Annotated in this window: 6 protein-coding genes; 5 read left to right on the top strand and 1 reads right to left on the bottom strand. The window is 70.6% G+C overall.

Annotation, left to right across the window (positions count from 1 at the left end):
• Positions 1–113 precede the first annotated feature (113 nt).
• From IPO09_18635 to IPO09_18615, 5 genes are all read left to right on the top strand, one after another.
• Entirely contained in the window at positions 114–6,254 is a 6,141-nt protein-coding gene (locus IPO09_18635; GenBank protein MBK9519317.1) for a multicopper oxidase domain-containing protein, read from the top strand.
• Between the two features lie 230 nt (positions 6,255–6,484).
• Positions 6,485–8,194 (top strand): AMP-binding protein, encoded by a 1,710-nt coding sequence (locus IPO09_18630; protein MBK9519316.1) that lies wholly within the window; start codon positions 6,485–6,487, stop codon positions 8,192–8,194.
• Positions 8,191–8,439, top strand: a complete 249-nt coding sequence (locus IPO09_18625; protein MBK9519315.1) for an acyl carrier protein — start codon at positions 8,191–8,193, stop codon at positions 8,437–8,439. The genes IPO09_18630 and IPO09_18625 overlap by 4 nt, the downstream gene beginning before the upstream one ends.
• Before the next feature lie 123 nt (positions 8,440–8,562).
• The gene (locus IPO09_18620) at positions 8,563–9,981 is read left to right on the top strand and encodes an MBOAT family protein (protein ID MBK9519314.1); all 1,419 of its coding nucleotides are present in this window, start codon (positions 8,563–8,565) and stop codon (positions 9,979–9,981) included.
• Positions 9,982–9,995: 14 nt separating this feature from the next.
• Positions 9,996–10,937, top strand: a complete 942-nt coding sequence (locus tag IPO09_18615; GenBank protein MBK9519313.1) for a hypothetical protein — start codon at positions 9,996–9,998, stop codon at positions 10,935–10,937.
• Between the two features lie 161 nt (positions 10,938–11,098).
• On the opposite strand, the gene IPO09_18610 is transcribed toward IPO09_18615, so the two are convergent.
• Positions 11,099–13,003, bottom strand: coding sequence for a hypothetical protein (locus IPO09_18610; GenBank protein ID MBK9519312.1), 1,905 nt, complete (start codon positions 13,001–13,003; stop codon positions 11,099–11,101).
• Between the last annotated feature and the right edge of the window lie 1,074 nt (positions 13,004–14,077).

The raw sequence follows: 14,077 nt of genomic DNA, 5'->3' as shown, positions 1-14,077 counted from the left end.
GTCAACGTGTCGCCCTGCGATCGGCGCCCTGTGGGGCGGCGCCGAAGGGAATCGCAGAGGAAAAGCCCGCGGCTCCGCGGACGGCAGTGCAAGCAGTGAGGGGAGAACCAGAGATGATCGCTCAGAAGAGGGTGCTGTCCGCGTTGCTCGGGCTGGTGTTTGGCCTGATCCCGTTCCAGCTCGCCGCCGCGCAGTCTACCAGCGGCCTGGACCAGGTTTCCGCCGACGCCCTGGCCGCCAAGGCGGCCACCGTCCACCAGATGCGCGCCAACATGCCGAGCCAGGCGCAGCGCGAGGCGGCCGCCGCCGAGCTGAAGGCCACCAAGCTGCGGCTGGAGCAGGCCCGCAAGGCGGCCGTCAAGGCCGGGATCATGACGCCGGAGCAGGCGCAGATCCCGGTGGGCGTGACGCCCCCGGGCCCCGGCACCACGCCGGACTACTTCACCACCAGCAACTGGGCCTTCAGCCCGGAGCTGCGCAAGTTCGTGGACGCGCTGCCCGGCCTGACCCCCGCCGGCGCCAACCTGCTGGGCAACTACATCCCGGTGGCCAACCCGGACTCCATCACCTACCCGGGCTCCGACTACTACGAGATCGAGCTCATCGAGTTCTCCCACCGGTTCCACACCGACCTCCCGGCCACCACCAAGCTGCGCGGCTACCACCAGACCAACAACGGCACCGACGCCCTGGGCCAGAACACCATCGCCCCGGACGCCCAGGCCCGCTGGCTCGGCCCGGTCATCGTGGCCACCCGCGACCGCCCGGTGCGCATCAAGTTCACCAACCGCCTGCCCATCGGCGCCGGCGGCGACCTGGTCATCCCGGTGGACGAGTCGATCCTGGGCTCCGGCAAGGGCCCGCTCTGGCCGGCCGGCGCGCTCGATCCCCTGGGCGTCCCCTACGCCCCCGGCGCCGTCTGCGACCCCACCCCGGTGGCCAGCATCCCGCCCGGCAACGCCACCCCCGGCCAGAACTGCGCCAAGTACACCCAGAACCGCAGCGCCATCCACCTGCACGGCGGCCGCACCCCGTGGATCAGCGACGGCACCCCGCACCAGTGGATCATCCCGGCGGGCGAGTGGGCCAACACGCCGTACACCGAGGGCGTCAGCCTCGAGAACGTGCCCGACATGCCGAACCCGGGCCCCGGCTCCACCACCTACTACTACTCGAACCAGCAGTCGGCCCGGCTCATGTTCTACCATGAGCACGCCTGGGGCATCACCCGCCTCAACGTCATCATGGGCGTGGCCGCCGGCTACCTGATCACCGACCCGTTCGAGCAGGCCCTGGTGGCCCAGGGCGCGCTGCCGGCCGACCAGATCCCGCTCGTCATCCAGGACCGCTCCTTCGTCGCCAGCGACGTCCGCACCAACGGCGACCCCACCTGGAACTGGGGCTCCGGCACGCCCGACCAGTTCGGCGTGCGCCCGGTGGTGGTGGGCGACCTCTGGCTGCCGCACGTCTACGTGCCGGCCCAGAACCCCTACGACCCCACCGGCGTGAACCCGTTCGGCCGCTGGGTCTACGGCCCCTGGTTCTTCCCGCCCACCACCAACATCCTCTACAACACGGTGCCGAACCCGTACCACGACCCCAACTGCTCGGACCCGAACCCGGCCGTCTTCGCCTTCTGCACCACCCCGGGCCAGCCGCCGGTGATCCCCGGCACGCCCATCCCGTCGGTGGGCGCCGAGACCTTCTTCGACACCGCCATCGTGAACGGCCAGGCCTTCCCGTCGGTGACCCTGCTGCCCAAGGCCTACCGCTTCCGCATGCTCAACGCGGCCAACGACCGGTTCCAGAACCTGAACTGGTACCTGGCCGATCCGGCCCAGGTCGCGCGTGACGGCCGCACCAACACCGAGGTGAAGATGGTGCCGGCGGCGCTGACCGCCTTCAACGCCGCCCTCTACCCGAACTGGCCGGTGGACGGCCGCGTCGAGGGCGTGCCCGACCCGGCCACGCAGGGCCCGTCCTGGATCCACTTCGGCTCCGAGGGCGGCTTCACCCCGCGCCCCACCGTGGTCCCGCCGCAGCCCATCACCTTCGTCACCGACCCCACCGCCTTCAACGTGGGCAACGTGAAGGACTTCGGCCTCTTCCTGGGCCCCGCCGAGCGCGCCGACGTGGTGGTGGACTTCTCGCCCTACGCGGGCCAGACGCTCATCCTCTACAACGACGCCCCGGCCGCCGTGCCCGCCTTCGACCCGCGGCACGACTACCTCACCGGCGCGCCCGACCTCTCCGCCAGCGGCGGCTACGGCCGCGTGCCGCCCGGCAGCCTGACCGGCCTGCCCGAGGGCCCGCAGATCGGCTTCGGCCCCAACACCCGCACCGTCATGCAGGTGAACGTGGCCAACGTGGCCGCGGCCCCCGCCTTCGACCTGGCCGCGCTCGAGGCGGCCTTCGCCCCGGCGCCCGGCAAGGCCGGCGTCTTCGAGTCCGCGCAGGACAGCATCATCGTCGGCCAGGACGCCTACAACGGCATCTACACCGGCGTGACCTTCCCGCAGGTCTGGCCGTACTGGGGCTTCTCCCGCATCCAGGACGTCACCCTGCCGGTCTTCACGGTGGGCGGCACCTACCAGACCTTCCCGATGGAGCCCAAGGGGCTGCACGACGAGATGGGCGCCTCCTTCGACATGGAGTACGGGCGCATGGCCGGCAACCTCGGCATGACCAACCCGAACCCCATCGTCGGCCTGCTCAACCTGACGCTCTACGACTACACGGATCCCGCCACCGAGATCCTGAACAACGCCATCACGCCCCTGTCGCCGGTGCTCGGCGACGGCACGCAGATCTGGAAGATCTCGCACAACGGCGTGGACATGCACCCCATCCACTTCCACATCTTCGACGTGCAGGTCATCAACCGCGTCGGCTGGGACGGCCAGATCCGGGCCCCGCACCCCACCGAGCTCGGCTGGAAGGACACCGTCCGCATCAGCCCGCTCGAGGACACCATCGTGGCCATGCGGCCCTGGGCGCCCAAGCTGCCGTTCAGCGTGCCGAACTCCCTGCGCCCGCTCAACCCGGCCATCCCGCTCAACTCGCCCTTCGGCTTCACCAACATCGACCCGGTCACCCAGCAGGCCAAGGTGCCGCCTGACGTCAACGTCGTCACCAACTTCGGGAACGAGTACGTGTGGCACTGCCACATCCTCAGCCACGAAGAGAACGACATGATGCGGCCCATCATCCTGAACGTGGTGTCCACCATCCCGGGCACCCCGTCGCCGCTGACGCTCGCCGCCAACGCCCAGGGCCTGCCGGTGCTCACCTGGAACGACGCCACGCCGGTGGACTACGTGGGCCAGACCAACTTCGGCAACCCCTCGAGCGAGATCGCGTTCCGGGTCGAGAAGTCGGTCGGGATCGCCCAGCCGTACACGCTGGTCGGCTTCGCCCCGGCCAACACCACCACCTTCACCGACACCACGTACGTGGCGCCGGCGCACGCGCACTACCGCGTGGTGGCCTACAACGAGGGCGGCGCGGCCGTCTCCAACTCGGTCGAGTTCGGCACCCCCGAGGTCTTCCCGCCGGCCACCAGCATCACGCTGACCTCGGACATCCCGAGCCCGTACTTCCGCGCCATCCCCGCCAGCCCGGTCGTCTTCACCGCCGCGGCCCTGGGCGGCGGCGCGGCCGGCGCCGGCCCCTACGAGTTCCGGTTCCTCATCGACCGCGGCGCGGGCTTCCAGGTGGTGCAGGAGTACAGCGCCCTGACGACCTACACGCTCCCGGTCACGGCTCAGTCCGGCAGCTTCACCGTCCGCGCCGATGTCCGCACCAGCTCGATCGACACGCAGTTCCTCAGCGCGACGCTGGCTTACCAGATCATCGATCCGGCGCCCGCCACCGGCGTCACGCTCACCGCCGACCCGCTCCTGCCGTCCCCGGGCTTCTTCGGTACGCCGGTCACCTTCACGGCCGTCGCTGCTGGGGTCGGGACCTACCAGTTCCGGTTCTGGCTCGACAGCGGCGCTGGCTTCGGTGCGCTGCCGGTGCAGGACTGGAGTGCGCTGGCGACCTGGACGTTGGCGGCGACCGCGCTTCCTGCCAGCTACCAGGTGAGGGTCGACGTCCGGAGCAGCACCGCGGCGATCGACGCAACGGCCACGGCGGCATACGTCGTCCGGTATCGCCCGGCGACCACCCTGACCATCGTCTCCAACCGGACCAGCCCGCACAAGCTCTACAACGCACTGGGCCCGGTCCCGCTCGCCTTCCTCGCAACCGGGGGCGGCTCGGTGGGCACGCCTGTCACTGCCTATCAGTACCGGTTCCTGCGGAGCTCCGACGGCGTCAACTTCGCCGAGGTCCAGCCGTGGAGCGCGACGCGCGTCTACAACCTCCCGACGAACACCCCGGCCGGCACCTACCAGGTGCGCGTCCAGGTGCGGACGGACGCCGCCGTTGCCTTCGACCGGGAGGCCACCATGACCATGCAGGTGCTCCTGCCCGCACCCGCGACCGCGGTCACGGTTGCGGCCAGCAGCCCGAGCCCCGGGACGGCGGGCGCGGTGTCCTTCACCGCAGCCTGCACCGGCTCGGTTGACCCGTGCGCCTTCCAGTTCTCGACCTTCAACGGGTCGGTCTGGACCATCGTGCAGGCGTGGAGCACCGCGTCCACCTGGGCAGTCCCGCTCACGCAGCCGGCCGGCACCTACGCCATCTCGGTGGAGGCCAGGACCAGCGGGTTGGTTGCGCGGGACGTCTACTCCAATGTCATCTCGGGTTACGTCATCAGCCCGCCCGTCACGCCGGCCCTGAACGCCACCATCACGGCCAGCCTGCCCGGCACCGGCCCAGCCGGCTCTGCCCAGTTCAGCGCCTCGTGTGGCGGCACCACCAGCCCGTGCAGCTTCCAGTTCTCGGTCTTCAACGGCACGACCTGGACCATCGTGCAGCCGTGGAGCACCGGAGCGACCTGGACGGTTCCGGCCAACTTCGTCGTCGGCACCTACGCCGTCGTCGCCGAGGCCAGGACCAGCCCGGCCGTGATCCGCGACGTCTGGTCGAACGTCATCTCGGGCTACGTCATCACGCCGCCCATCGTCCCGGCCACCAGCGCGGCGCTCACGGCGACCCCCGCGTCGGTCGGCCTCGCCGGGACGGCGCAGTTCAGCGCCACCTGCGGTGGCACGCCGAGCCCGTGTGACTTCCAGTTCACCGTCTTCGACGGCGTCAACTGGACCGTCGTCCAGGCCTGGGGCGGCGGTCCGGTCTGGACGGTGCCGGCCGGCTTCGTGCCCGGAACTTACGCCGTCGTGGCCGAGACCCGCACCAGCGCACTGGTCGTGCGCGACGCCTGGTCGAACGTGGTCTCCGGCTACGTCATCCAGAGCCCGGTCGGGAAGGCAACGAGCGCCACCATCACCGCAACTCCCGCGGGGATCGGTGAGCTCGGCACGGCCCAGTTCAGCGCCGTGTGCGGCGGCACCGCGAGCCCGTGCGACTTCCAGTTCACCGTCTTCGACGGCGCCGCCTGGATCGTCGTGCAGCCGTGGGGCAATGGCGCGGTCTGGACTGTTCCGGCGAACTTCACTGTCGGCACCTACGCCGTGGTCGCCGAGGCCAGGACCAGCCCGCTCGTTGCGCGTGACGTCTGGTCGAACGTGATCTCGGGCTACGTCATCCGGGCCCCCCTGGTCACCAAGGCCACCAGCGCCACGCTGACGGCCACGCCGGCCGGCTCGGGCGTGGCAGGCACGGCGAGGTTCGACGCCACCTGCGGCGGGACGGCCCTGCCCTGCGACTTCCAGTTCATCGCCTTCAACGGCACCACCTGGAGCGTCGTGCAGGCCTGGGGCAACGGCGCCAGCTGGGTGGTGCCGGCGAACTTCGTGCCAGGGACCTACGCCGTCTTTGCCGAGGCCAGGACCAGCCCGCTGGTCGTCCGCGACGTCTACTCGAACGGCATCTTCGGCTACGTCATCCAGAGCGCCGTTGCGCCGGCCACCAGCGCCACCATCACCCCGACGCCTGCGGGCGCGGGCGGGGCCGGGGTGGCCCAGTTCGGAGCCGTCTGTGGCGGGACCGCAAACGCCTGCGACTTCCAGTTCACCGTCTTCGACGGCGCCAACTGGACCGTGGTGCAGCCATGGAGCGTGGCGGCGACCTGGACGGTGCCGGTCGGCTTCACGCCGGGAACCTATGCCGTCGTGGCCGAGGCCCGGACCAACCCACTGGTTGTCCGTGACGTCTGGTCGAACGTCGTGTCCGGCTACGTGATCTTCTAGGCCCGGCAGCGACAGCGGCGGTGGGCCTCCCTGCGGGGATGTCCGGCGGCCGAGCAGGAGGGGGGCGTCACCGCGATGGTGGCGCCCCTTTCTCATGGACAGGCCTCTGGCGCGGCCGGACGCGCGGGTGGCGCCGCGAGCGAAGCCTGGCATAGAATCCGCCGCTCCAACGGCGCGATGGGCGCCGAACTGAACGTGATGGCAACGACGCCGACCGAAGGCCACAGCCGATGACGACGGGGAACGCTTCATGCCTCTGGGATCAGTGGCTCCAGTGGGCTGACCTGCGGGGGGACCGAGAGGCGGTGGTCCACTGGTCGGCCGACGCGGCCCCGGTCCGGTGGACCTGGCAAGCCCTCGTTCGTGAGGCCGAGGCACTGGCGCAGGTGCTCTCTGGAGCCGGCGTGGCGCGCGGGGACGTCTGCGCGCTCATCGTGCGGCACCACCCCCGCTTCCACGCGCTCTACATGGCGGTCTCGGCCCTGGGCGCCGTGCCCGCCGTGCTGGCCTACCCGAACGCGCGGCTCCACCCCGAGAAGTTCCTCCACGGCCTCCGGGGTATGGCCAGACGCTCCGGGCTGGATTGGATCCTGACCGAGCGGGCGCTCGAGCCCACGGTCGGACCTGTCGCACTGGAGGCCGACACGACCATCCGGGGGTTGCTCTATCCACTCGATCTGCCTGTGGTAGCCGCTCCGGGCGCGCCGAGCCTTCTGCAGCAGCCAACGCCGGATCCTGCCGCGGTCGCCCTGCTCCAGCACTCCTCCGGTACCACCGGGCTCCAGAAGGCCGTCACCCTCTCACACCATACCGTCCTGGAGCACGTCCGCGAGTACGGCCGCGTCCTCGGCATGGGCCCGTCGGACCGCATCCTCAGCTGGCTGCCGCTCTACCACGACATGGGTCTGATCGCGGCCCTCCACCTGCCGCTGGCCCTGGGGATCCCGGTTGTGCAGCTGGACCCGTTCGAGTGGGTCTCGATGCCCGAGATCTTCCTTCGGGCGGCCTCGGACGAGGGCGCCACGGTCGCCTGGCTCCCCAACTTCGCTTACAACCTGATGGCCGACCGGGTCCACCAGGACGACCTGGACGGCGTCAGGCTCGGTTCGCTCCGCCTGCTCGTCAATTGCAGCGAGCCGGTGCGGGCGGAGAGCCATGACCGCTTCCTGGCGCGTTTCCAGCCGCTCGGCCTGCGGGTGTCGGTCCTGGGCGCCTCGTATGCCATGGCCGAGACCACCTTCGCTGCGACGCAGACCAGGCCAGGCGCGCCGGCGCGGGTCTTCTCCGCCGAACGTGGCGCCCTGGCCGGAGGGCGCGTCGTGCTGGCGGGCGACCCTGCGGTCGCGAGGCGGTGCGTCTCCTCGGGCCACCCCATCCCAGGGTGCACCGTGCAGGTCACCGACGAAGACCAGTCGCCGCTCCCAGAGGGCAGGGTCGGAGAACTCTGGATCAGGTCTGCTTACCTCTTCGACGGCTACCGCAACAACGAGGAGGAGACGCAGCGGGCCATGAGCGGCGGCTGGTACCGCAGCGGTGACCTCGGGTTCGTGCAGGAAGGCGAGGTCTTCGTGGTGGGGCGGAAGAAGGACCTCATCATCGTGGCGGGAAAGAACCTCTACCCGGAGGACATCGAGGATGCCGTTGGGTCCGTCGAGGGTGTCCTTCCCGGCCGGGTGGTTGCCTGGGGAGCCTTCGACGATGCCACCGGGACCGAGCAGGTCTGCGTGGTGGCCGAGTCGGAGGCCACGGAGGGAGCCGACCTGAAGCGGCTCAAGACCAGGATCCAGGTGGCCGGTAGTGCCATGGACGTCACCATCGCCCGGGTCCACCTCGTGCCCCCGCGCTGGCTCATCAAGAGCTCCTCTGGCAAGCCAAGTCGCAAGACCAACGCGGAGCGCATCGAGCGAGGCGAAGTGACGCCGCGAGAGGAGTCCAGGTGATCTCGGAGCCCCTGAAGCAAGTGATCCTGCAGGAACTGGAGCTCGACGCCTTCGAGATCACGGCGGAGACCGTCGCGTCTCAGGTGCCCGGCTGGGACTCGCTCAGCCACGTTCGCGTCATCTCAGCGGTCGAGAGCCGCTTCGAGGTGCGCTTCCGCGGGCTCGAGATCATGCGCCTCAAGAACCTGGGAGAGCTGCAGGCGCTGCTGGACAGGAAGCTCGCCGAGAAGGCGGCCAAGCGGTGAGGCTCGGCGCCTGGTGATCGCCCGAGGCCGACCCCGGCTCCCCGACCCGGGTGAAGCCGGGCGCCCGCCCTGGACCCTGGCGATGCCTTCATGACCTTGCTCCTCTCGCTGGCCTTCGCCCCGGTGGCGCTGCTGCTGGTGGGCGCGCTCGGCTCCAGGTCACGGCTCGCCGTCCTGCTGTCGGCCAGCGTGGCGGCCTACCTGTGGCTGGCTCCCGCCCGGGCCATCGTGGCGGTGGCGGTCATGGTGCTCGTCACCCACGTGGCTGGGATGGGCCTCGAGGCCAACCGCGGCGAGACCCAGCGGCGGGCGGCCCTGTGGGTGGGCATCGCCCTGAACCTGCTGGCGCTCCTCGGCGCGCGGTTCTGGGACGGCCTCCAGGGGTTGCTGGCCGGTTCGGGAGGTGCCGGGGGGGCAGCAGCGGGCGCCGCCGTGGGGGCGCTCGGCGCCTCCTACGTGGTGCTCCAGGCAATCGCTTACCTCGTCGATTGCTACATCGGCGCCGCCGAGCCGGGGCGCAGCCCCGGCTCGCTGGGGCTCTACCTGCTCTTCTTCCCGAAGGTGGTGCAGGGGCCCATCGAGCGCTGGGGGCCGCTTCTGAGCCAGCTTGAGGGCGGCCGCCCGCCGGCCGCCAGCGACGTCAGCGCCGGGCTGGTGCGCATGGCCTGGGGGCTCTTCAAGAAGCTGGTGGTGGCGGATCGGCTAGGCGGCTACGTGGAGGCGGTCTACGGGAACGTCGGCGCCTTTGGGGGCCTGGCGCACGCAGCGGCCACCTACCTCTTCGCCTTCCAGCTCTACGCCGACTTCTCCGGCTACACCGACCTGGCGCTGGGCGGGTCCAGGGTGCTCGGCCTCCGCCTCGCCGAGAACTTCGACCGGCCATTCCAGGCCACCTCGGTGGCGGAATTCTGGCGACGCTGGCACATCTCGCTGTCTCGCTGGCTTCAGGACTACGTCTTCACGCCGCTCCAGCTGGCGTGGCGTGGCTGGCCACGGCTCGGCACCCCGAGCGCGCTCCTGGCCACCTTCCTGGTGTCCGGAGCGTGGCACGGCATGACGTGGAACTTCCTGGTGTGGGGTCTGCTGCACGGGACCTTCGTCGCCACCGGGCTGCTCCTCGGGCCCGCGGCAGCCAGGGTGAGGCGCCGGCTTGGGCTCTCGGGCTCCAGAACCCTGCGCGCATGGGACATCCTGGTGACCTTCCACCTGGTGACCTTCACCTGGATCTTCTTCCGTGCCCGCTCGCTCGACGATGCGCTCCAGGTGGTGAGGAGTCTGGGTACCGACTCGCGGGGCCTGGCTGGCCTGGCCCTGGCGCAGGGGCAGCGCGAGGCGCTGATCACGGCCTGCCTCCTCCTTGCCGTCGGGGTTGGCGCGGCGATCCGGTGGAGCCGTGGGGATGGCGGGGCGCCTCGCGCGTGGGAGGGGTTCGCGCGCGCCGAAGGCGCGGCAGCCCGGTGGGCACAGTACTATGCGCTTCTGCTGGCCACCCTGGTGCTGGGCCGCTTCGGCAGCAGTGCCTTCATCTACGCCGGCTTCTGAGCGCGGACGACCCATTGGACCCGCGAACCATCAAGAGGACCAGCCTGCTGGCGGTGGCCGTGCTCGGGAGCTACCTAGGCCTGCTCTACCTGGGCTTCACCGACGGCCGGGAGCTGGCCGCCGCCTCCTCCGGCAAGCTGGCACGTCTGCGAGCGCTGGGGAGCCCGAAGCTGGTGCTGGTGGGTGGATCGAACGTCCTGTTCGGCCTCGACAGCCAGCGGCTCCAGGAGGAGCTCCGGCTGCCGACGGTGAACATGGCCACCGGCGCAGCAGTGAGCCTGGGATACCTCCTGGGCACCGTGTCGCCGCGTCTCGGCCACGGAGACCTGGTCGTCCTGTCGCTCGAGCCGAACTACTTCTTCGAGGACCCGCTCGAGCTCACCGATGGAACCCTCGAGGTGCTGGCCCATGATCCCGATGGGCTCGGCTACCTGCTCGATGGGATCCAGCGGAAGGGGCGGGCGAGACTGCTCGGCGTGCTCGGCTCGAACGTCAAGATCATCGGGTACCTCGACAACCGCCTCAGGCCGCTCGTGCCCGGGGTGCCGAAGCGGATCTACATGGCTAGTTCCATTAGCCCACTCGGGGACATGGTGGCCCACCTGGGAAAGGCTTCACCAGGAGTGGCGCCACTGCCCCCCAGGGGTGGGCCTGCGCGAGACGAGATCGACCCCCGGGTCATCGCCCTGCTGAGCAGGTTCAAGCAAGAGGCCGAGGCGGCTGGTGCCACGGTGGTGGTGTCCTGGCCCAGCTTGATGGCTGAGACCTATCCCGACTTCCGGTCGGAGCTCGAGCTGGCCTGGCGAGCCGTGAACCGGATCGGGCTGATCAGCAGGTCGAAGCCGGAGGACCACGTCTATCCAGCCGACTGCTTCTACGACACCGTGGTCCACCTGAACGCCCGCTGCCGAGCTCTCAGGACGGAGAAGCTGGTCGCGGAGCTGCGGGCCCGATGACTCCAGAGAGACTTCGTTCCGTGGAGCCGCAGGGGAGCTCGGTCGGGTCCTGCCCAATCGCGCAGGAGTCGCGTTGACCAAGAAGAAAGGGCACCACCGCCGCGGTGGTGCCCCCCTTGAGCTTGCTGCCGGGGCCGGTGGGACGGCGTTCTGAGCTGCGACTACTGGATCACGTAGCCCAGGACCAGCTGCGACCAGACGTCCCTGACGACCAGCGGGCTGGTCCGGACCTCGGCGGCGATGGCGTAGGTGCCGGCAAGGGTGGAGGCAGGCATGAGCCAGGAGGCGCCACCGCCCCACGGCTGGACGACGGTCCAGGTGGCGCCGTCGAACGTCCAGAACTGGTAGTCGCAAGGCGCTGCGGTGCCGCTGCATGCCGCCGTGAAGGTGACCTCGGTGCCGGTGAGCTGCGGGCTGGCCAGGCTGGCGTCGAGGGAGGCGCCGGTGGCCGGGGCCGGAGGCGGCACCACTGGGGCCGTGAGGGTGAAGCCAGCGACGACATTGGTGTAGACGTCGCGGGTCACCAGGGAGCTGGTCCGCACTTCGGCGACGATGGCGTAGGTCCCTGCGGGCGTGGAGGCGGGCATGAGCCACGAGGCGCCGCCGCCCCAGGGCTGGACGATGGCCCAGGCGGCGCCATCGAAGCTCCAGAACTGGTAGTCGCAAGGCGCTGCCGTGCCGCTGCACGCCGCGGAGAAGGTGACCTCGGTGCCGGTGAGCTGCGGGCTGGCCAGACTGGCATCGAGGGTGGCCCCGGTGGCCGGGGCCGGAGGCGGCACCGTGGGGACCATGAGGGTGAAGCCGGTGATGGCGTTGGTGTAGACGTCGCGAGTCACCAGGGAGCTGGTTCGCACCTCGGCGACGATGGCGTAGGTGCCGGCCGGCGTGGAGGAGGGCATGAGCCACGAGGCGCCGCCGCCCCAGGGCTGGACGATGGCCCATGCCGCGCCGTCAAACGCCCAGAACTGGTAGTCACAAGGCGCCGCCGTGCCGCTGCACGCCGCGGAGAAGGTTACCTCGGTGCCGGCGACTAGCGGGCTGGCCAGGCTGGCGTCGAGGGTGGCGCCGGTGGCCGGGGCCGGCGGGGGAGGCGCCGGAGTCCGGATGACGAAGCTGGTGATGACGTTGGTGTAGATGTCACGAACCACCAGGGGGCTGGTCCGCACCTCGGCGACAATGGCGTAGGTTCCGGCCGGCGTGGAGGCGGGCATGAGCCACGACGCGCCGCCGCCCCAGGGCTGGACGATGGTCCAGGTGGTCCCATCGAAGCTCCAGAACTGGTAGTCGCAGGGGGAGGTCGTGCCGCCGCAAGCTGCGTTGAAGGTGACCTCGGTGCCGGTATCCTGGGGGCTGGCTAGGTTCGACACCAGGGTTGCGGACGTCGCCGGCGGGATGGTGAACCGGAAGGGGATGGCGACGGAGGCGACGTCCGGGCCGCTCGGCGTCAACCCAGCCCACACCTCGACCTGCACCAGGTAGTCGCCGACCACCGCCGGGCCGCCCAGGACCCAGACCGGCGACGTGCTCCAGTCTCGCACCACCTGGAAGCCGCCACCGCTATCGAGGAGGAAGCGGTACTGGTAGCTGCTGGCACCCTGTCCCTGGGCCATGAAGACCACCGAGGTGCCGGGGGCCTGGGGGCTGGAGCGGTCGGCGCTGAGCGTCACCCCAGTAGCCACCCGGCTCCCCGTCACCACCTGCAGTTCGGCAACGCCCCTCTCGGCCGAGAGCACCCGGACCTTGGCCGGCGGAGCGGCCAGCGGGGCGACGTAGGCCAGGCCGTTCACCAAGGCCACGTTGGAGGCCAGGTCGCCGAAGGCACCCAGCGCCAGGGCCGGCGTCGGGACCACCTGGTCGCTCGAGGCGGCCACCACCGAGAGGCTGCCGCCGTTGCTCGGATCGAAGATCGCCTCGGCCACGAAGACCTGGTCGCCCAGCACGCCGGGCACGTACACCGGCACGATGTCGCCGAGGGCGGTGCGGGCGTTCAGATCGACCAGGCACACGGCGGCGGGCACGGCCGGCGCACCGGTCTCGCCCCAGTAGACGTTGCCGCTGCGGCTCATGGGGATGGCGGTCTCGCCCGCCGGCGCGCCGTACGGCGGGATGAGCTGGCCCTGCGGCCCGATGCCACCCGGAGCACGGCGCGGCGTAGAAGCTCAGGTCGGGCTGGGTGGGCGGCTGGAGCGCCGCGGCGGAGAGGCGCGGCGACATGGTGGGCTCGCCGGTGGCGTAGGTGTCCACCGCGATGCTGCTGGCGTCGCGCGTGTAGCTGGCGCGGTCCACCGCCAGGCGGCTGGGGATGACCTCGCCGTAGTACCGGCCGATGATGGAGAAGTCGGTGGTCTCGAAGATCAGCTGCCCGTCCGGCGCCTCGATGTACAGGCCGTTGGGGTTCACCTGGCGGCCGTCGGAGAGCGTGTGGTTCCCGACGATGGGGCTGCCGGTCACCTTGTGGGTCACGGCGGGGTCGGCGATGTACTTCTTGCCGGGCACCGGGCCGTCCACGGGCGGCAGCTCGGCGCCGCCGGGAGTGAGCGAGGGCAGCAGGAACGGCCCGATGCGCGTCTGCAGGGCGCACTCGTAGTTCGGATAGCCGCAGCCGATGTCCTCGGTGGCGAAGATGCGGTCGCCGGCCAGGCCGGCGATCACGTCGACGCCGTAGGGCGAGTAGAAGGTGTAGTTGCCGGTGAGCGGCAGGTCGTCCAGGCGGAACCGGACGCGGCCGAACATGTCGGCGCCGCCGGGCCGGACGCCCGTCAGGAAGGCGGCCTCCATGGCCTGCACGTAGACCACCCGGCCGGTGGTGAACGGCACAGTTACCCCGGCCGGCGGCACGTAGGTGTAGTTGCCGCCCGCGTCGGCGCCCCAGAGTGGAAGTGCTCGTCGAAGAAGGCGCCGGGAAGATCTCAGGCGCCACCGTGTCGCCGGGCAGCAGGAGGCAGTAGCCGCCGTCCGGCTCGCCCTGCACGCGGATGCAGAGCTCGAAGGTGATGCCGGTCTTGTCCTGGAACCAGGTAGGCAGGGTGGTGACCGGGTCGTTGGGGCCGACGCGCTCCAGTGCGGCCTGGGCGGGCGCGGGCACGAGCGAGACGGCGACCAGCACGGTCGCGAGGGACGTCAGTCTGCGGAGAGCAAGC

This window comes from Anaeromyxobacter sp. (genome assembly GCA_016718565.1).
Taxonomy (GTDB): Bacteria; Myxococcota; Myxococcia; order Myxococcales; family Anaeromyxobacteraceae; genus JADKCZ01.
This window is presented reverse-complemented; position numbering and strand designations above follow the sequence as displayed.